Raw genomic sequence first — 19106 nt, forward strand, 5'->3', positions numbered from 1 at the left:
AAAAGAAGCTAGGCCACATTATAGCTTAATGTGACCTTAGCCTATTCTGCTTACTATTTCATTTCAACTTAATCTAAAGTAGCGTGCTCCCATATAAGGAAGCATATGATTGAACTTGGCTTTACCTACATCAAATGCCGCAACGAGAGGTGCTTCTCCTACGACTTCACCATCCATGCTATAAGTAATCATTCCTAGCTTTTGGTTTTTGTAGATAGGTGCTACAACATCTTCGTCATATTTAATGTCATAAGAGAGTTCTTTTTCTGTACGTTCCTTAGGCACCACAAAAGCCATAGAATCTTCAATAGTGAGTTCCACTACTTTTTGATCACCCTTTTTCACTTTCATATTTCCAAGGACTTCACCTACCTCAGGTCCCTTTTTCACTTTGTAGTTGGCAAATCCATAATCTAAAAGCTGTGCAGCTTCTCTGAACCTGATTTTACCATCTTGAGATCCCATAATAACCGCAATTAAGTTCATGTCGTCTCTTGAAGCTGTTGCACTCACACAGTGTTTAGCTTGAGGGGTATAGCCTGTCTTAAGTCCTGTAAGGCCGTTATACCACTTAATCATCTTATTAGTATTGGTAAGTCCAAATTCTGTATCTCCCTTACGTGTATGGTGGGTAATAGTATCCATCCAAGTCATAAGGGTTTTAGAAATTTCAGGATAATCATCAATGAGTGCACGAGACATGAGTGCAACATCATGAGCAGAAGAAACATGCCCATCAATGTGTAAACCACACGCATTTTTAAAAGTGGTATGTTCCATTCCAAGTTCTTTAGCACGTGCATTCATCATATCTACAAATTGGCTTTCGCTGCCACCAATGTATTCAGCCATAGCAACTGCTGCATCGTTAGCAGAAGCAATACAAATCGCTTTCACTAAGTCACGTACAGATTGTTGCTCGCCCTCTTCCATGAAAATTTGAGATCCACCCATGCCTGCTGCATGGCTACTCACTGTGACAGGATCATCCCAGTTTATTTTTCCTGCTGCAATAGCTTCGTGGATAAGTAAAAGGGTCATAACTTTTGTAATACTTGCAGGTGGAATTTCATCATCCATATTTTTTTCTAACAAAATCTTGCCACTACTGGCTTCCATAAGCACATAACTTCTTGCGGTTTCAGCCATTCCAGATGCACTAGGTGCCGGTTCTGCAAATACACTAAAAATGCTAGTAAGTGATGTGAGAAGTAGTATGCTGACTATAATTTTTTTTCTTAACATGTTGCTACCTCCTTACAATTTATTTCTATTATTTGTTATTACCAACAAAATATACTATGAATTGTGAAATAATAGGAAAATAACATCTGCTCATTCATCGTTAAAGCTGTTTGACCCTTACATCTTGAGATTTAAAATAGTCTATATCCCATAAAATCATAAAAGAGGATGCAATACGCATCCTCTTTTATGATTAAAATCCATTTCTTTCAATAATCCCTTAATGCTAGACTATTGTATTAAAAGTCACACTTATACCATTTGCTTTAGTCAGATTACTGACTTCTATTAGCTAATCGTTGTATAAATAAGCTGTGGTTTTTCTATCCTATCTTTGCTAAAGCTATAGGCTTCATAAATATATCTCATGGCAGCATCTGTATGAGATGCTTCACTATAATATAATGTCGCTAATGAATCACCTAGAGCCACTTCATCACCAATTTTCTTATGCATGATTAAACCTACACCCAAATCAATCACACTTTCTTTATTTTCTCTACCTGCACCGAGGACTAAAGCGGCTTTCCCAATCAGTTCTGTTTCAATACTTTCTACATAACCTGACTCTTTTGCTACAATTTCCATTTCATATGGTGCACTTGGAAGTAGACTATAGTCTTTGACAGCCTGCGCATCACCACCTTGTGAAGCTACCCACTCAGCAAGTTTTTCCATAGCTTTACCCGAGGCTATCAACTCATCTGCCAACGCTAAACCTTCTGCAAGCGTCTCTACACGATGTGCTAAAAGGAACATATTTGCTGCAAAAGTCTTGGTGAGTAAGGTTAAGTCTTCTGGTCCTTGTCCTTTTAAGGTTTCAATCGCTTCAATGACCTCTAAGCTGTTGCCAATAGCATTTCCTAGAGGTTGATTCATATCCGTTACAATACCAATAGTATCACGTCCAACAGCTTTACCAATACGCACCATTGTCTGTGCAAGCATTTTGGCGTCATCTAATGTTTTCATAAATGCCCCACTTCCACACTTTACATCGAGAACAATCGCATTAGAACCTGCAGCAATCTTCTTAGACATAATAGATGCAGCAATTAAAGAAACATTATCTACAGTAGCTGTTACATCGCGAAGGGCATAAATCTTTTTATCTGCTGGTGCTAAGTTACCTGTTTGGCCCACCACAGCAACACCATGTTTATTGACATTTTCAATAAAATCGTCTAAGGCAAGTTCTACTTTAAAACCAGGGAAGGACTCAAGCTTATCTACCGTTCCACCTGTATGACCTAATCCACGCCCTGACATTTTAGCAACCGGTACACCTGCTGCCGCTACCAATGGGGCTAATACAATAGTTGTTGTATCTCCAACACCACCTGTGCTATGCTTATCTACCTTAATACCTAAAATCGCTGATAAATCCAACATTTGTCCACTACGCGCCATACACTCTGTCAAATAGGCTGTTTCATCATCATTCATACCTTGAAAATAAATGGCCATTAAAAGGGCTGATACTTGATAATCTGGCAAACTTCCGTTTGTGTACCCTTCAACTACAAATTGAATCTCTTCATGACTTAACATACTGCCTAACTTTTTCTTTTCAATAATGTCATAAATTCTCATGTAATCTCCTTCTATTCAACAATTTTTTTATAAAAACTTTCACCAATACGAAGTGGTTGTAATCCAAAAATTTCGCATACAGTCTGACCAACATCTGCAAAACTATTACGTGTGCCTAGGTCAAGGCCTTCTTTAAATTGTTTGCTATAGGCTAACAGTGGTACATATTCTCTTGTATGGTCTGTCCCAGGTGTTGTTGGGTCACAACCATGGTCAGCCGTAATGATCAGTAAATCATCGGCTTTCATCGCATCTATAATCTCTGGTAAATAGCGGTCAAATTCTTCCAATCCTTTCCCATAATTTCCCCAGTCATTACGATGACCCCACTTCATATCGAAGTCTACTAAGTTTGTAAAAATCAAACCACGACTTTCTTGTTTCATGAGTTCAATGGTCTTTTTAATTCCATCTTCATTAGATTTGGTATGAGTTGCATAAGTAATTCCTTGTGCTGCAAAAATATCTTCGATTTTTCCTACTGCAATTACATCAAGTCCCTTGTTTTTGGCATAAGTCAATAAGTTTTCAGCAGGTGGTGTTACTGCATAGTCATGACGGTTAGGTGTACGTGTAAAATTGCCTGGTGTGCCTAAGAAAGGTCTTGCAATGACACGAGAAACTTCATGTTCCCCTCTTAAAAGATTTCTTGCAATTTGACACATTTCATAAAGTCTTTCAAGTGGAATAATATCTTCATGCGCTGCGATTTGGAATACACTATCTGCTGATGTATAAACAATAGGGTAACCCGTTTTCATATGTTCTTCACCTAAATCATCTAAAATAGCTGTTCCTGAAGCTGTGCAATTTCCAAGTGTTTTTGTTCCAATTGCACTTTCAAAGGCATCCATGATTTCTTTTGGGAAGCCATTTGGATAAGTAGGGAATGGTATTTCTGTATGAATACCCACCATCTCCCAATGTCCTGTTGTTGTATCTTTTCCTTTTGAAAGCTCGCCAAGACGTGCATAAGCTCCCATTGGTGCAGCATCTTTTTCAAGTGCTTGCATACCTTCTATATTTCCAAGTCCAAGTTTTGTAAGATTAGGTAATTGGAGCCCGTTATTCTTATTATAAACATGAGCAAGTGTATTTGTATCTACATCTCCATATAAATGGGCATCTGGCATAGCCCCCATTCCAACACTATCTAAAACAATCCAAATAACTCTCTTCACGTCAATCACATCCTTCTCCATATATTTCAATTATCTGGTTATAGACGTATTGTATACCAAAAAGACAAAAAAAAACAGGGGTTTTATCCCTGTTCTTCCTATTTCAAATGCTATTTAGCAATATGAGTATAAACTTGTGTGGTAGAAATATCTGAATGACCTAGCATTTGTTGCACTGATTTTAAATTTGCACCATGCTGAATCAAATGTGCTGCAAAAGAGTGTCTTAACATGTGAGGCGTAATATCCGCCTCGATATGAGCATTTTTTGCATAGGTTTTAAGAATCTTCCAAAAACCTTGTCTTGTTAAAGGCAATCCATTGCAATTGACAAAGAGTGCTTCCTCTTGTTGATCTCTAATCATCGCATAGCGTACATCTGATAAATAATGTCTAAGTGCTGTAATTGCTGGTTTACCAATCGGTATACAACGCTCTTTATTTTGATCTCTACATATAATGTAGCCTTGATTAAGATTAGTATCAGTCACTTTTAATGTAATGAGCTCAGTTACTCTAATCCCTGTTGCATAAAGCAATTCTAGCATAGCCTTATCACGAATCCCCTTAATATCTGTTGTATGTGGCTCATTTAGTAAAACAGATATGTCATTTTCGGATAAAATCTTTGGCACCTTTTTTTCAATTTTAGGCATTTCTATCACAATAGCAGGATTTTCATAAGCCTTACCTTCTTTGATGAGATAGAAAAAGAATGCTCTAATAGAAGCTAATGTTCTAGACATGGTCGATGAAGATTTATTAAGCCCTTTCATATGTTCTAGATATACCCCTATCCATTCGCTACTAATGGCACTTATCTGCTCAACACCATTCTCACTTAAGAATTTAAAAAAGTACTTTAAGTCACGTTCATAAGATTGAATTGTATTTTTAGATGCGTGTTTCACCTCATTTAAATAGACTAAGAACAAAGTAAGTTCATCGTACATAAATGTGACTCCCCCTTTTCTTACAATATTATTTATATATAGTATAAATATAAACTATTATGTATACAGTGATTATAACTAAAATGATTTTTTTTGTCTAGTAAAATTCATTTTTTTTATAAATTAAATAGGTTTTATATTTTTACTCTAGTGTTTTATAGTATTTAGTGCACTATATAATATATTATGTTCTTAAATATAATTAATTATTCAGAAATTTATAGGAAGGTTTTTAAGAAATTGCAAATTTTTATTCTATCCTATAAAAAAAAGGCTCTAGAACATTGTCTAGAGCCTTTGATTCAATAAATATTTTATATTTATTTTTTAAGTTTGTTTAATTCTTCAATTAAAGCATCGTTTAATACTTTAATGTATGTTCCCTTCATACCAAGAGAACGTGATTCAATTACACCAGCACTTTCAAATTTACGAAGTGCATTAACAATAACTGAACGTGTAATCCCCACCTTATCAGCAATTTTACTTGCGATCAGTAAACCTTCTGTTCCATCAAGTTTCTCAAAGATATGGAAGATTGCTTCAAGTTCTGAATAAGATAATGTACCAATCGCAGATTTAACGATTGCAATTTTACGTGCTTCCTCATCTGTTTCATCTTTAAGAGATGTGAGCATTTCTACAGCTACAATTGTTGCACCGTATTCAGCAAGAATCATATCTTCTGTTACGTAGCTACCTTGATTTTTTTGTTTGTAAAGTACGAAAGTACCAAGTCTTTGACCACCTGCTACGATTGGTACGATACATCCAATGTAGTTTCCACTGTTTGCACTATCTGCAAAAATTGTTTCCATAGAAACATTTTCTCTTACGTCCATCATAGAAATAAGTTGATCGTTGATAGCATAGCCGATGTATTGTTCATCGTTTACAATATCATTTGCAAAAAGATTGTGAATACCTAACACCTTACTTTTAGTACTAATTACTAATACATTTGATTGTACTACATCACTAATTACTTCACAAATATCAGAAAAGATCACGCGATCTGATCCAACACGTTGTAATAATCTATTTACTTTGCGCATTTTTTGTAATAGTTCCATTGACATAAATATTCCTCCTTAATAGTTTTCTACCGTTAGTATGTTCGAAAAATTTAAACACTATACACTCTATACATTTATCTCCACTAAAAAGACAAAGTTGAATATTTCAACTTTGTCCCCCCAAAAATTATCGTTTACACATAAATCATAATATCATAAATTAAAAGAAAACTCAAGCCTTTATTTGACACATAATTTCATTACATTTACTTTTTTTCTTGTGCATTTTGTTCATTCGACTTATTTTCACCTTTTTTTCCATAATTACATGTCGTATTTCGACATACAATATGTTTACTCTTGGCAGAACCTTTTTCGATTAGAACATCATCACATACCGGACACTTGTCTCCTGTTGGACGTTGCCAAGACATAAAGTCACAGTTATCAGCGTTATTTTCACATCCATAGTAAGTACGACCCTTTTTAGTCTTCTTCAAAATGACCTCACCACCACAAAGTGGACATTTTACGCCTACTTCTTCATACCATGGTTTCGTAAAGTTGCAGTCGGGGAAATTTGGACACCCTAAAAACTTGCCATACTTACCGTAGCGCACCACCATATGGGCGCCACACTTGTCACAAGGGATATCTGTCACTTCAGTTAAATCAATATCTTCTATCTCTTCTTCAGCTTTAATCACTGTTTTTGCAAAGTTTGGATAGAATGCTTTTATAATTTCTTTCCATTGGACATTCCCCGATGCAATTTCATCTAGAATTTTTTCAAGTTGTGCTGTGAACTCCACATCTACGATTTCGTCAAAGTGACTAAGCATAATATTATTTACAACTTCACCAAGTTCTGTTAAGTAAATCACCTTATTCTCTTTTGTCACATAGCCCCTTGCAAGAAGTGTGGTAATCGTTGGTGCATACGTACTTGGACGTCCTACGCCATTTTCTTCTAACGTCTTAACAAGGCTTGCTTCTGAATACCTTGCTGGTGGTTGTGTAAAATGTTGATTAGGTGTAAGTGTAATGCACTCAAGTTGATCCCCTACGTTGACTTTAATCGTTGTCACTTTACCCGTTTGCTCATTTTCTAAAGCATATGCTTTTAAATACCCGTCAAAAAGCTGAATTGAATAGGTTGCTTTAAAAGTATACGCTCCATTTTGAATATTGATAGCATGTGATTCATAGCGGGCTGGTGTCATCTGACTACCTACAAATCTACTCCAAATCATTTGGTATAGACGATATTGATCACGACTTAAGTATTCTTTAATCTCTTGTGGTTCATAAGTAATATAGGTTGGACGAATCCCCTCATGGGCATCTTGAATTTTAGCTGCTTTAGCCTGTCTTTTCACAGAACTATCTTGTACATATTCTTTTCCAAATTTAGTCGTAATGTATTCCACTGCTTGCTCTTTTGCCGTATCTGAAATTCTTACAGAGTCTGTACGAATATAAGTAACAATACCTACTTCTTTTTTAGCTATTTTAACTCCTTCATAAAGCTGTTGTGCAATATTCATTGTTTTTTGAGTAGAAAAACCTAAATGCTTTGCTGCATCTTGTTGCATTGTACTCGTTGTATACGGTAGTACAGGATTTTTTACCCGTTCAGAGACTTTTGTTGAAACAACTTCAAATGGATTTTTTGAGCAGTCTGCAACAATCATATTCGCCTCTTGTTCATTACGAATATCTGCCTTTTTGTCCCCTATTTTATCAAGTTTAGCTTCAAATCCTTTAGTCCTACCTTGTTTGAAGAGTGACTCAACAGACCAATATTCTTGTTCAATAAACTCTTGAATTTCTTTTTCGCGGTCACTAATAAGGCGTAAGGTAACAGATTGTACACGTCCTGCACTTAAGCCTTTACGAATTTTCTTCCATAAAATCGGACTAATTTTGTACCCTACCAAACGGTCTAGTACTCTTCTTGCCTGTTGTGCATCTACTAAATCCATATTGACTTCACGAGGATGCTTAATAGCTTCCTTTACAGCTTGTTCTGTAATTTCATTGAATGTAATACGGTATACTTTTTTGCCTTCTAACTTTAAGGCATAATATAGATGCCATGAAATCGCTTCCCCTTCTCTATCGGGGTCAGTTGCGAGATAAATACATTTTGCACTTTTAGCTTCTTTACGTAACTTTTGTAGTAATTCACCTTTACCACGAATGGTAATATATTTGGGATCGTAGTTATGATCCACATCAATGCCTAACTGGCTTTTAGGTAAATCTCTTACATGTCCAATAGAAGCTTCTACTTTAAAGGCTTTGCCTAAAAATTTGCTTATTGTATTTACTTTGGCTGCTGACTCCACAATAACCAAGTTATTTGCCATAATAACCTCCTAATACTCTAATTCAAACGAACATATCGCCTACCTGGTAAGCGCATAATAAAGCCTTTTATCTCTAATTTTAACAAGATTTTCTCTATATTCATTTCTGTCATATTCATTTGAGTTGCAATATTTACTAATTCTTTAGGTTGCCAACTTAAGTTATCATATACCATTATTTCAACTTTATCAAGTATTTGTACTGGAATCTTTGTGCAATTATTTGTAAAATTGCTAATATGAGAAGATGCCAGTGGCATAATCTCTTGAATAATGTCCTCAGCGCTCATAACTAGCTTAGCTCCTGCTTGTATCAACTTATGACTTCCGCAACTTAGGGCACTTCCTAAATTTCCAGGTACTGCAAACACTTCCCTATTTTGCTCAAGCGCAAATCGTGCTGTAATCAAGGAACCACTTCTTTCAGCCGCCTCGACTACGACGGTTCCAAGCGTCAATCCACTAATAATACGATTGCGCTTTGGAAATTGGTAGTCTCTTGGCTGGGTAGGTGGTATAAATTCTGAGGTAATACAACCTTTTTCTAAGATTTCTTCATAAAGCCTACTATTTTGTTTAGGATAACAAATATCTACACTATTACCTAGAACTGCCAACGTTTCTCCGATTTTCAGAGCACCTTTATGAGCCCCTTCATCAATCCCTCTTGCCATACCACTGACAACTAAAAAACCTGCTTGTGTTAGGCCATATGCTAACTCCATAGCTGCTTGATAGCCATATTCTGAGCATTTCCTAGCACCTACAATAGCAATAGATGGTTTATCTAGCAAATAGCTTCCTTTGTAAAATAAGATCATAGGTGGATCGTGTATTTCTTTTAAACGTGCTGGATACAGTGTATCCTCTAAACTTACCAGCTGAATGCCTTGTTGTTTCAAGCGTTCCATATAACCAACAAGCATGGGTTGATTTTGTTTAGCTGTCTCTATGATGTGTATATTTTCTAAACTTATGCCTAGTTGACGATAAAAGGCATGATCTGCATCAAAAAATTGTTTACAGCTTCCACTTTGTTGCCACCAACTGTATTTGGTTCCTTCATGAATGGGTAAAAGATGAAAACACAAACTTTCTATTTGACTTGCTTCTATTCTATTCATTTTTAAATCATTCCTTTCATAAATTTGTAAAAATTATGTGATAACTTGTTTAAAACACTGAATTATCGGTCAAAAATATAGTTAGCAATTTTTAGAAAGGATACCCTTATGTTTTGTAAATTAATCAGTTACTGTTTAAATGGATTAGAATCTGTACAAGTAGGCGTAGAGGTAGATTTATGTGATGGATTACCTTCATTTGATATCGTTGGTTTGCCTGATAGTGCCGTGCGCGAATCTAAAGAACGCGTTAAAAGTGCTATCAAAAATAGTGGTTATGACTTTCCTATTAAGCGTATTACCATCAACTTAGCACCTGCTGATATTAGAAAAGAAGGGAGTTTATATGATTTACCTATAGCACTTGGCATCTTAGGCTGTATGGGACTTATTAATCCGTCTCATTTAAAAGAAAAAATTTTTCTAGGTGAACTGGCTTTAGATGGTGCTTTGCACCATGTAAGTGGCATTGTCCCTCTTGTCTATGGGCCAAGACACCCTACTCCTTATATCGTCCCTTTAGAAAATGCTACGGAGCTTGTCATTGCTCGTCATCAGACGTGTTTATACTTTCACAGCTTAAAGGAAGTAGTCACTTATTTAAATACAGATTATCTGCCTATTCAGCCTCTACCTATATTACAGCCTACGCCTCCCTCAGCTCTAGAAGATTATGGGGATGTCAAAGGACAAGAAGATGTTAAACGTGGGCTAGTCATCGCAGCTGCCGGGCATCACAATACACTACTAATTGGTCCTCCCGGTTGTGGCAAAACGATGATGTCTAAACGTCTACCTACTATCTTACCTCCTTTATCAGAAGAAGAACAAATTGAACTCACAAAAATTTATAGTCTAGCAACCTATTTGAAAGTCCCTTTACCCATACGTGAGCGACCTTTTAGAGCACCTCACCACACAACTTCCATAGCAGGACTTGCGGGTGGCGGATCTCATCCTAAACCTGGCGAACTCAGTTTAGCTCACTTAGGTGTACTCTTCTTAGACGAACTTTTGGAGTTTAATAAAAAAGCCTTAGAAACTATGCGTCAACCTCTAGAAGATGGTTGCATTACACTTGCACGTTCTAACGACCATATGACATTTCCATCTAAGTTTCTTTTTATCGCTGCCACCAATCCCTGCCCATGTGGCTATTATCCTGACACTACAAAGTGTCATTGCGACTTACCTTCTATCCGGCGTTACCTTGGCAAACTCTCGGGGCCTTTACTTGACCGTGTAGATATCAATCTAGAAATGCATCCAGTCTCTTTTAGCCACTTCTCCGTAGGTCCTTGCCTGACTTCAGCTCAAATGCGAGAATGTGTCTTAAAGGCACGAGCCTGTCAAGATATAAGATATGAGAAGGAAAGTTTCTCTTCCAATCATGAAATCCCAGCCCACCTTTTATCCCTCTACTGTCCGCTCACTCCTGAGGCTGAAACCTTACTTAAGACTTGGTTTGACCATTCAGGTGCTAGTGCTAGAAGCTACACAAGAGTCCTTCGTGTAGCACGCACAATTAGTGATTTAAAGGCGCAACAGCTTATAGATGAAGATGCTATGTGTGAGGCACTCTCCTATCGACTACTTGATAGACAGTTCTGGAACTAAATAAAAAAGATGGTTGCACGTTAGGCTACCATCTTTTACTTAAGACTTTGTCTTTTTTATGTTCTCTAGTTCTACAATAAACTCATCAATATCTTTAAACTTTTTATAGACAGAAGCAAATCGTATATACGATACTTCATCTATTTGCTTGAGATATCTCATTGCAATTTCACCAATTTCTGATGAACTAATTTCTTTTCTTTCAGATGCATAAATTTGATTTTCAATTTCGCATACGATGACTTCAATTTGTTCTAAGCTAATATGGCGTTTGTTGCAAGAACGCAAAATACCTTTTAGTAACTTATCACGTTCAAAAGTTTCTCTTGTCTGATTAGACTTGATGACCATAATGGGCATACTTTCAATCTTTTCATAAGTGGTAAATCTACGCTCACATTTCTCGCACTGTCTTCTTCTTCTAATTGACTTATTGTCTTCAGTTGGTCTTGAATTAAGTACTTTAGACATAGCATATCCACAAAAAGGACACTTCATGGGTTATCCTCCTACACATGTATTATACTTTAACATAACATATGTATCTCACTAAAGTCAATATTCCTCTGGTTTAACGGGCATGCCATCATGAAGTTCAACAAGGATAATGTCTTCGCCTATTTTCTTAATATTTTCCCAAGGGATTAAATATTCTGTCTCTCTTCCAAACAGTCCCATAACCTTTCCAGGTCCTGGTACAACTAACTTTTTGACCTGCCCTGTTGTCCAATCAATTTCGACATCGCAGATATACCCAAGTCTTGCACCATCTAACGTATTAATAATTTCTTTATGTTTCATATCCCCTATGCGCATTCGCTAATCCCCCTTTTATTAAATTTTATATATATTTTTTCATATGTTTAAGTGCTGTCTTTTCAAGTCTTGAAACTTGAGCTTGTGAAATACCAATTTCATCAGCTACTTCCATCTGTGTCTTTCCTGCAAAAAAGCGTAATGTTAAAATATGTTTTTCTCTACTATTTAAACGCTTCATTGCTTCGTTTAATGAAATATTCTCAAGCCAAATATCATCTTGACTTTTTTCATCGCTCACTTGATCCATGATGTAAAGTGCATCACTTTCGTCATGATAGACAGGTTCGAACAAAGAAATAGGATCCTGTATTGCATCAAGGGCAAATACAACATCTTCTTTAGGTAGTCCCAATTCTGCTGCAATCTCTTGTATATTGGGCTCTTTTGCATTTTGTCTTGTCAGTTTTTCTTTAGCCTGTAGTGCTTTGTATGCAGTATCTCTTAAAGAACGACTCACGCGTATAGAATTGTTATCTCTTAAGTAGCGTCTAATTTCTCCAATAATCATAGGAACCGCATAAGTGGAAAACTTGACGTTTTGAGTGACATCAAAGTTATCAATGGCTTTAATAAGGCCAATACACCCAACTTGAAATAAGTCATCCACATGCTCCCCTCTGTTATTAAAACGCTGAATAACACTTAAAACAAGCCGTAAATTCCCATAGATATACTCTTCTCTCGCATGCAAATCACCTTGTTCAATGAGATTAAAAAGAATTTCCTTTTTTTCATTAGATAGGATGGGCAATTTTGCTGTATTCACACCACAAATCTCTACTTTATTTATAGCCATGCAGATTCCTCCTAGTCATACCATTAAGTATTACATAAGCATATAAGTAAGCATTACCATCCCCAGAAAATTTATACATTGTCTTAACTCATTCTAGTAATTTCCTTTTTTAATCTAGATATAATCTTCTTTTCTAATCTTGAAATATAAGATTGAGAAATTCCTAGTAAATCTGCAACTTCTTTTTGAGTTTTTTCTTTCCCTTGTGTATTAAACCCAAAGCGTAGTTCTACAATTTCACGCTCCCTACTAGATAGTTTTTGCAAAGCTTGCTTGAGCAGTGTCTTATCCACTTCATCCTCAATATTGCGATAAATAATATCTGACTCAGTACCTAATATATCGGATAAAAGAAGTTCATTACCATCCCAATCCACATTTAGTGGTTCATCAATAGAAATCTCTATCTTAAGTTTATTAGTACGTCTTAAGTACATTAAAATTTCATTTTCAATGCATCTTGAAGCATACGTTGCCAACTTGATTTTCTTCTCTGGATTAAAAGTGTTGATTGCTTTGATGAGTCCAATGGTCCCAATAGAAATTAAATCCTCCATTCCAATCCCTGTATTTTCAAACTTTCTAGCAATATACACGACCAACCTTAAATTGCGTTCAATCAGTACATTTTTTACATGTCCAAGTGTTTTCATATCATCTTTGTACTTGGTAATACACATCACTAAGGATTCTTCTTCTTGTTTGGTAAGTGGTGGTGGAAGGACTTCACTTCCTCCAATATAATGGACAGACTGCTTTTTTCTTGAAACAAAAAATTCAATCCATTGTGCAATCTTGCCTCTACATTTTTTCAAAAACTTATTCCATTTCATTTTTTGCCCCCTTAAGATACCATCATATAATCAGGATGAAGAAGTGCCTTGTATGTTTCGCCTTTAAATAACTCATGGGTTACAATACCTACAACACATCCATTAAATGTTTTGTGAAACATTCCTTTTTCTAGAATCATCTCTTCCATCCTAAAGCCCAATAAAATATCTGACTTACATCCCACACTCTCATAAGGAATAAGGTACACCTTATCTTGCTTATGACGGCCTAAAATGCCCTCTATTCCTTCCCTTTTGTATGCCTCGATGAGTGCCTCTTCCTCTGTAGATAATAAAGCAGCCATTGCATCATAGGTGATAACAGTGACCGGTTGATGTGTGGTAAGTGTATATAAACGATTACCCGAATCTAAATAGGCACGTATTTTAGTCTTCTCACCTTTGTGTACGAGTGTCATGTTGTACTCAAAATGGGGCATAATAAAACGCTGACGAATATACGTACTCATACTATACAACACAAGTAAAATGACTACGCCTATACTTAAAACAAACATCAGAGATATTTCTTGTTTGGCGCCCTTTGTCAGAAACAAGTAATAGCCATTCCAAATTGCCCCCCCTATTAGAAAAGAAGCAAACTGGCATGCTATAAAAACTTTCAAGAATTCTTTATAGCTTTTTACTTGGTAAATAATCACAATAGGTATAATAGGAATCAAAAAATCATAAATATAAAAAGGTAGTTGCCTAAGTATAGGTATAAGAATACTTAGGCAGTAAAGTAAGGCTGCTATAAGACTTCCCATTAAAGTGCGCATTTTGGTCGGAGCATAATTAAGCAAAATGGCAGCACTTAAGAAAATCATACAGTCCATTATAAAGTTCACGCCAAATAAAACATCTAAATAGATTACTTGCAAGCCTCTCCCCCCTTACATGAATATTCTATAGTACAGAACTTACAAATTTTGTAAAAACAAAGAAAAGTACAAAAAAAAGATACGACAATTATCGTATCTTTTTTACGTTTATCTAGACCTTCTTAAAAAGTGTGGAATTTCCACTTGAACTTCAGAAGCTTTATTGTATTCTTCTTTTCTAACTGGAGCTGCTTCTTCCGCTCTTAACCGTTGAACCGGTGTCTCTTCAACTTGCTTAGGTTGTTCAAAACGTTGAGGAATGATTTCTTTATTGTGGAAATCTGTAGCAATAACAGTGATAATGATTTCATCACCTAATTCTTCATTAATAGATGTACCAAAGATGATTTCAGCATCTGGATCTACACATTCACAAATAAGGTTTGCACCCATATTAGCTTCCATAAGACCTAGTGATTCACCACCTGCCATGTTAATGAGTACACATCTTGCACCATCAATCGTTGTGTCAAGAAGTGGACTACTGATAGCTTGCTTGATTGCTTCTTCTGCACGATTTTCACCCGATGCACGACCAATACCCATATGTGCAACACCTTTGTTGTTCATAATCGTACGTACGTCTGCAAAGTCAAGGTTAATAACCCCTGGGTTTGAAATCAGATCAGCAATCCCTTGTACCCCTTGTTGAAGTACATCATCTGCTTTGCTGAAAGCCTCGAGCATAGTTGTTTTCTTGTCAATAACTTGAAGAATTTTATCATTTGGGATAATAACAAGTGTATCCACAGACTTTTTAAGTTCTTCAATACCTTTTTCAGCATTAAGCATACGCTTTCTACCTTCAAATCCAAAAGGTTTTGTTACAACACCTACTGTTAAGATGCCTTGTTCTTTAGCAATACTGGCAATAACAGGTGCAGCACCCGTACCTGTACCACCACCCATACCTGCTGTAATAAACAACATGTCTGTGCCTTTAATCGCTTGAATAATTTCTTCACGACTTTCTTCAGCTGATTTTGTTCCAATCTCTGGATTAGCACCTGCTCCTAATCCTCTAGTCATTTTTTCACCAATTTGAATTTTAGCTGGTGCTTGTGAGCGTGCTAACGCTTGATGATCTGTATTTATTGTAATGAAGTCTACACTCGCTAGACCTTTCTCTATCATTCTATCTACAGCATTATTACCGCCACCACCGACACCTATAACTTTAATTTGCGCCCCTTGGCATTCATTTTCCATACAAAATTCGAGCACAACTACTCCCCCTCTACTTATTAGTCATCACTATATTAAGGTTCAATATAATTCGTCTTCAAAATCAATAAAATCATTAAGCTAGTCCAATGGGGTCAGTACAGCTTGTCCATGTGCAATAGATGTTAAATCTAAAATGCCCATAGTATATCCCTCATGTACTTTAACTAACCATTTTATCTTTTTGTCAAAATCTCTGATATTACCAATTATAACATCTAATTTATCAACATACAAGTGGATTTCTTCTAGATTTGAAAGGTCTATGCTGGTAACTTTCTCAGTAAAACTATACTTATCTAATACAGCAATCATTTCATTCATCAGACGTATTTTTTCATCATTTTCTATGCCTAACTTTTCCCCAATTACAAAATACTCAAATTGTAGCCCTTCTAAAAGAGGTAACTTCAATCTTTTTTCTTGACTCTCTTCAAGCACCGTACCATCTCCGTTAATGCACAAGTAGCGGTCATGAAAAGTAACATACCCTAACGGTCTCTTTTCATTTACTTCGACTTGAAGTGTATTAGGAAATTCATACCGTACTGTAGCATTTTGAATAAAAGGAAGGGTTTCAATGGCTATACCCGAAGCTCTTGTATTAATACTTAAGGGATGCATCCCTTTATCTATCGCAGCTACTTTCAAAATCTCACTCCCCTTATAGTAATGGTTGCCTACAAGGATAATATCTTGAATATACCAAATAGGCAAAAACAAAAGGATAATCCCGAAAAGAATCACAGCGCCTATACCATAGATCCACTTTTTAACTTGGGTCTTTCCATACTTTTTCAACCTTTTTCCTCCTTTATCTTAAGTGTTTTAATAATTTTTTCTTTTTAAAAAAAGAGGCTGCAACCAGCCTCTTTTTTATTCTTTGGGTTTACCTATAGAAGCCGTCCGGGATATATTAATAAGTATCCCTAAAGAACCTAATAAAATCAGCAATGCTGTTCCACCATAGCTTACCATTGGAAGTTGCATCCCTGTAGTGGGTACAGTATTTGTATTAACCGCTACATTAATTAGAACTTGAACGGCAATCATACCTGATATTCCTGAAGCTACAAGTGCTCCAAAGAAATCTTGTGCATGTGCTGCCACTGAAAAGCCTCTTAGAACAAGTACACCATACGCTAAAAGTAAAAGTGCTGCCCCTACAAGGCCTAGTTCCTCGCAAATAACTGCAAAAATAATATCATTGTGAGGTTCTGGAATAAAGCCTAACTTTTGAATACCTTGCCCAAGACCTGCACCAAAGAGTCCACCTGAGCCAATTGCATACAAGGACTGAATAGGTTGATAACCACCCCCTACAGGGTCAATCCATGGATCTTGCCAAATACGAATTCGTGCCAAACGATAAGGTGCTAAAATTTCACCTAATGGCCCTTCAAATTGCACGTTATTTACTGCTATGTAATAGACGATTCCAACGACTACACTCCCACCAATTACTAATAATATGTAATACCACCATTTGGGTGTAGAAATAAAAATAATCAAAAATCCTACAAATCCAATAACAATAGCTGAACTTAAGTTCTCTTTTGCAACAAGTAGAAAAGGTATCCCTACAAGTAAAAAAGCAATGATTACATATTTAAGCTCATCCATCTTATTACGAAACTTCATAATATAGGATGATAACATCACTATGACTGCTATTTTAACAATCTCAGAAGGTTGAAACTGAATAGGACCTAAGTTAATCCACCTTGAAGATCCATTGACTTCCGTACCAAAAACATAAGCACAAAGAACTAAAATCATAGAGACAATATAAAATGCCGTTGCTAACTTAATATTAGCAAGTATTCGGTAATTGAAACAGTAAGTTACAGCCATCATTACTGCAATCCCGACAATACCAAAGATAAGTTGCTTCTTAGCAAACATAAATGCATCTCCAAAGTTGGTCATCCCATGGTAGTGACTCGCACTATAGACCATAACCACACCAAATCCTACAATCAGTACAATCATCGCAATAAGTAAATAATCCGGTGCATGCTTAACCGGTGACTTTTTTCTTTTGGTAAGTGTCTTAGATGCTTCCATTTACATCATCCTTCCAAATGATTCACGATTTCTTTAAATAAATCTCCTCTTTGTTCATAGCTTTCAAACATATCCCAACTTGCACAAGCTGGTGATAACAGGACACACTCCTCATTTTGTGCTTCAAGATAGCATGCTTGAATAGCTTCTTCAAAAGTATTATACGCTTCAAAGTCTAAAAAACCTTGCTGGCGACATTCATCCATAATTTGATTTTTACATTCACCAATTAAGTAAAGTTTTTGTACACGTCCTTTAAATAAGGCCACCCATTCAGCAAACGAGATTTTCTTATCCATACCTCCTCCGATTAAGCGAATGGGCTTATGCATCCCCAAAAGACCTGGGATAGCAGCACCTACATTCGTTGCTTTAGAGTCATTATAGTAATCTACACCTGCTTTTGTACAGACATATTCCAGTCGATGTTCAACACCCATGAAGGTTTTAAGTGTTTCCATAATGATGTTCCGTGGTACACCAAAGGCTGTACAAATAGCAATCGCTGCTAGAGCATTTTCTATATTATGTGCCCCTACTATTTTCAATGCTTTTACAGCACAAAGCAAGGCTTTTTCACCTGCTATATTTTCATAGAGGTAATCGCCCTGTTGATAAGCCCCACAATGGGTTGATTGCTGATTGTTAAAGGTTATCACCTGTGCCGCGGCTAACCTTTTAACTTCTGCAAAATAAGGGTCATTTTCATTGATAATAATGGCATCTGCAGCTGTTTGATTTTTGAACACACTATATTTAGCTTGACAGTAGTTCTCCATTGTTTTATGTCTATTCAAGTGATCTGGTGTAATGTTCAAAATGGCTGCCACTTTCGGGTGGAATGTTTCAATAGTTTCAAGTTGAAAACTACTCACTTCAGCTACAACAATACCATCCTCAGGAATATTTAAAACATCTTCACTAAAGGCTCTTCCAATATTTCCAACCACATAGGTCTCTTTGTTATAAGCTTTCATAATTTGACCCACTAAAGTGGTCGTTGTTGTCTTTCCATTCGTTCCTGTAATCGCTATAACCGGCGCTTTGCAGAAGGTGAACGCATATTCTAATTCACCAATAATCTTCTTGCCTTGTTGTCTTGCCGCTTCTAAAAAGGGCAAGTCTGTCGGCACACCCGGACTCATGACAATCAAATCATAATCCAAAAGAGATACCTCTTCATTTAAATAAAAACTAATCCCTAAGCCTTTTAATTCATCAATAACTTCTTGTACCTCTTGGTGAAAAGCTGTATAAGCTTTTTGGTCATAAACAGTGGCCACACACCCCGCTTCTCTTGCAAGTTTTGCTGCTGCAAGCCCACTTCTTGCACATCCTACAATGATTATTTTTTGTTCATTATCTCTCATTTCAAATGCCCC

The 19106-nt window shown here is 36.3% G+C and carries 17 protein-coding genes; 1 reads left to right on the forward strand and 16 read right to left on the reverse strand.

From position 1 onward, the window contains the following. Nucleotides 1–63: 63 nt before the first annotated feature. The 7 genes from RRY75_RS04395 to dprA all read right to left on the reverse strand — a co-directional run bounded on the left by RRY75_RS04395 (nt 64) and on the right by dprA (nt 9484). On the reverse strand, nt 64–1245 hold the full coding sequence (locus tag RRY75_RS04395) for a D-alanyl-D-alanine carboxypeptidase family protein (RefSeq protein ID WP_332490806.1): 1182 nt from the start codon (nt 1243–1245) through the stop codon (nt 64–66). Between the two features lie 288 nt (nt 1246–1533). Next, on the reverse strand, nt 1534–2838 hold the full coding sequence (locus RRY75_RS04400) for a pyrimidine-nucleoside phosphorylase (RefSeq protein ID WP_332527232.1): 1305 nt from the start codon (nt 2836–2838) through the stop codon (nt 1534–1536). An 11-nt stretch (nt 2839–2849) separates the two neighbouring features. Then, nucleotides 2850–4019: a phosphopentomutase gene (locus tag RRY75_RS04405; RefSeq protein WP_332490810.1), complete on the reverse strand. Its 1170-nt coding sequence runs from the start codon at nt 4017–4019 to the stop codon at nt 2850–2852. A 110-nt stretch (nt 4020–4129) separates the two neighbouring features. Next, on the reverse strand, nt 4130–4972 hold the full coding sequence (locus RRY75_RS04410) for a site-specific tyrosine recombinase (RefSeq protein ID WP_332490812.1): 843 nt from the start codon (nt 4970–4972) through the stop codon (nt 4130–4132). A gap of 320 nt (nt 4973–5292) precedes the next feature. Next, nucleotides 5293–6051: a GTP-sensing pleiotropic transcriptional regulator CodY gene (codY, locus tag RRY75_RS04415; RefSeq protein ID WP_332490813.1), complete on the reverse strand. Its 759-nt coding sequence runs from the start codon at nt 6049–6051 to the stop codon at nt 5293–5295. A gap of 203 nt (nt 6052–6254) precedes the next feature. Continuing rightward, nucleotides 6255–8360 (reverse strand): type I DNA topoisomerase, encoded by a 2106-nt coding sequence (gene topA, locus RRY75_RS04420; protein ID WP_332490815.1) that lies wholly within the window; start codon nt 8358–8360, stop codon nt 6255–6257. A 17-nt stretch (nt 8361–8377) separates the two neighbouring features. Then, a complete protein-coding gene (gene dprA, locus RRY75_RS04425) occupies nt 8378–9484 on the reverse strand; it encodes a DNA-processing protein DprA (RefSeq protein ID WP_332490817.1) in 1107 nt (368 codons plus the stop codon). Nucleotides 9485–9592: 108 nt separating this feature from the next. Here dprA and RRY75_RS04430 point away from each other — a divergent pair, with 108 nt between their 5' ends. Continuing rightward, nucleotides 9593–11101: a YifB family Mg chelatase-like AAA ATPase gene (locus tag RRY75_RS04430; protein WP_332490819.1), complete on the forward strand. Its 1509-nt coding sequence runs from the start codon at nt 9593–9595 to the stop codon at nt 11099–11101. Nucleotides 11102–11140: 39 nt separating this feature from the next. On the opposite strand, the gene nrdR is transcribed toward RRY75_RS04430, so the two are convergent. The 9 genes from nrdR to murD all read right to left on the reverse strand — a co-directional run bounded on the left by nrdR (nt 11141) and on the right by murD (nt 19094). After that, a complete protein-coding gene (nrdR, locus tag RRY75_RS04435; RefSeq protein ID WP_332490821.1) occupies nt 11141–11599 on the reverse strand; it encodes a transcriptional regulator NrdR in 459 nt (152 codons plus the stop codon). 57 nt (nt 11600–11656) lie between these two features. Beyond that, entirely contained in the window at nt 11657–11917 is a 261-nt protein-coding gene (locus tag RRY75_RS04440; protein ID WP_332490823.1) for a YlmC/YmxH family sporulation protein, read from the reverse strand. A 25-nt stretch (nt 11918–11942) separates the two neighbouring features. Continuing rightward, on the reverse strand, nt 11943–12716 hold the full coding sequence (sigG, locus tag RRY75_RS04445) for an RNA polymerase sporulation sigma factor SigG (protein WP_332490825.1): 774 nt from the start codon (nt 12714–12716) through the stop codon (nt 11943–11945). 83 nt (nt 12717–12799) lie between these two features. Continuing rightward, nucleotides 12800–13549 carry an RNA polymerase sporulation sigma factor SigE gene (sigE, locus tag RRY75_RS04450; RefSeq protein ID WP_332490826.1) on the reverse strand — a complete coding sequence of 250 codons (750 nt, stop codon included), beginning with the start codon at nt 13547–13549 and terminating at the stop codon, nt 12800–12802. Between the two features lie 11 nt (nt 13550–13560). Then, nucleotides 13561–14433, reverse strand: a complete 873-nt coding sequence (locus tag RRY75_RS04455; RefSeq protein WP_332490828.1) for a sigma-E processing peptidase SpoIIGA — start codon at nt 14431–14433, stop codon at nt 13561–13563. Nucleotides 14434–14541: 108 nt separating this feature from the next. Then, nucleotides 14542–15657 (reverse strand): cell division protein FtsZ, encoded by a 1116-nt coding sequence (ftsZ, locus tag RRY75_RS04460; protein WP_332490830.1) that lies wholly within the window; start codon nt 15655–15657, stop codon nt 14542–14544. 81 nt (nt 15658–15738) lie between these two features. Further along, nucleotides 15739–16458 carry a cell division protein FtsQ/DivIB gene (locus tag RRY75_RS04465; protein WP_332490832.1) on the reverse strand — a complete coding sequence of 240 codons (720 nt, stop codon included), beginning with the start codon at nt 16456–16458 and terminating at the stop codon, nt 15739–15741. 75 nt (nt 16459–16533) lie between these two features. Then, nucleotides 16534–17724, reverse strand: a complete 1191-nt coding sequence (locus RRY75_RS04470) for an FtsW/RodA/SpoVE family cell cycle protein (RefSeq protein ID WP_332715799.1) — start codon at nt 17722–17724, stop codon at nt 16534–16536. 5 nt (nt 17725–17729) lie between these two features. Beyond that, a complete protein-coding gene (murD, locus tag RRY75_RS04475; protein ID WP_332490835.1) occupies nt 17730–19094 on the reverse strand; it encodes a UDP-N-acetylmuramoyl-L-alanine--D-glutamate ligase in 1365 nt (454 codons plus the stop codon). Between the last annotated feature and the right edge of the window lie 12 nt (nt 19095–19106).

This window comes from Niameybacter sp., from assembly GCF_036655075.1.
Classification (GTDB): Bacteria; Bacillota; Clostridia; order Lachnospirales; family Cellulosilyticaceae; genus Holtiella.

What these genes read in the sequence shown, in the direction of transcription:
- RRY75_RS04470 (WP_332715799.1), bottom strand. Translation starts at nt 17,724, where the DNA reads ATGGAAGCATCTAAGACACTTACCAAAAGAAAAAAGTCACCGGTTAAG.
- RRY75_RS04410 (WP_332490812.1), bottom strand. Translation starts at nt 4,972, where the DNA reads ATGTACGATGAACTTACTTTGTTCTTAGTCTATTTAAATGAGGTGAAA.
- murD (WP_332490835.1), bottom strand. Translation starts at nt 19,094, where the DNA reads ATGAGAGATAATGAACAAAAAATAATCATTGTAGGATGTGCAAGAAGT.
- RRY75_RS04430 (WP_332490819.1), top strand. Translation starts at nt 9,593, where the DNA reads ATGTTTTGTAAATTAATCAGTTACTGTTTAAATGGATTAGAATCTGTA.
- RRY75_RS04400 (WP_332527232.1), bottom strand. Translation starts at nt 2,838, where the DNA reads ATGAGAATTTATGACATTATTGAAAAGAAAAAGTTAGGCAGTATGTTA.
- topA (WP_332490815.1), bottom strand. Translation starts at nt 8,360, where the DNA reads ATGGCAAATAACTTGGTTATTGTGGAGTCAGCAGCCAAAGTAAATACA.
- codY (WP_332490813.1), bottom strand. Translation starts at nt 6,051, where the DNA reads ATGTCAATGGAACTATTACAAAAAATGCGCAAAGTAAATAGATTATTA.
- dprA (WP_332490817.1), bottom strand. Translation starts at nt 9,484, where the DNA reads ATGAATAGAATAGAAGCAAGTCAAATAGAAAGTTTGTGTTTTCATCTT.
- sigG (WP_332490825.1), bottom strand. Translation starts at nt 12,716, where the DNA reads ATGGCTATAAATAAAGTAGAGATTTGTGGTGTGAATACAGCAAAATTG.
- RRY75_RS04440 (WP_332490823.1), bottom strand. Translation starts at nt 11,917, where the DNA reads ATGCGCATAGGGGATATGAAACATAAAGAAATTATTAATACGTTAGAT.
- sigE (WP_332490826.1), bottom strand. Translation starts at nt 13,549, where the DNA reads ATGAAATGGAATAAGTTTTTGAAAAAATGTAGAGGCAAGATTGCACAA.
- RRY75_RS04395 (WP_332490806.1), bottom strand. Translation starts at nt 1,245, where the DNA reads ATGTTAAGAAAAAAAATTATAGTCAGCATACTACTTCTCACATCACTT.
- nrdR (WP_332490821.1), bottom strand. Translation starts at nt 11,599, where the DNA reads ATGAAGTGTCCTTTTTGTGGATATGCTATGTCTAAAGTACTTAATTCA.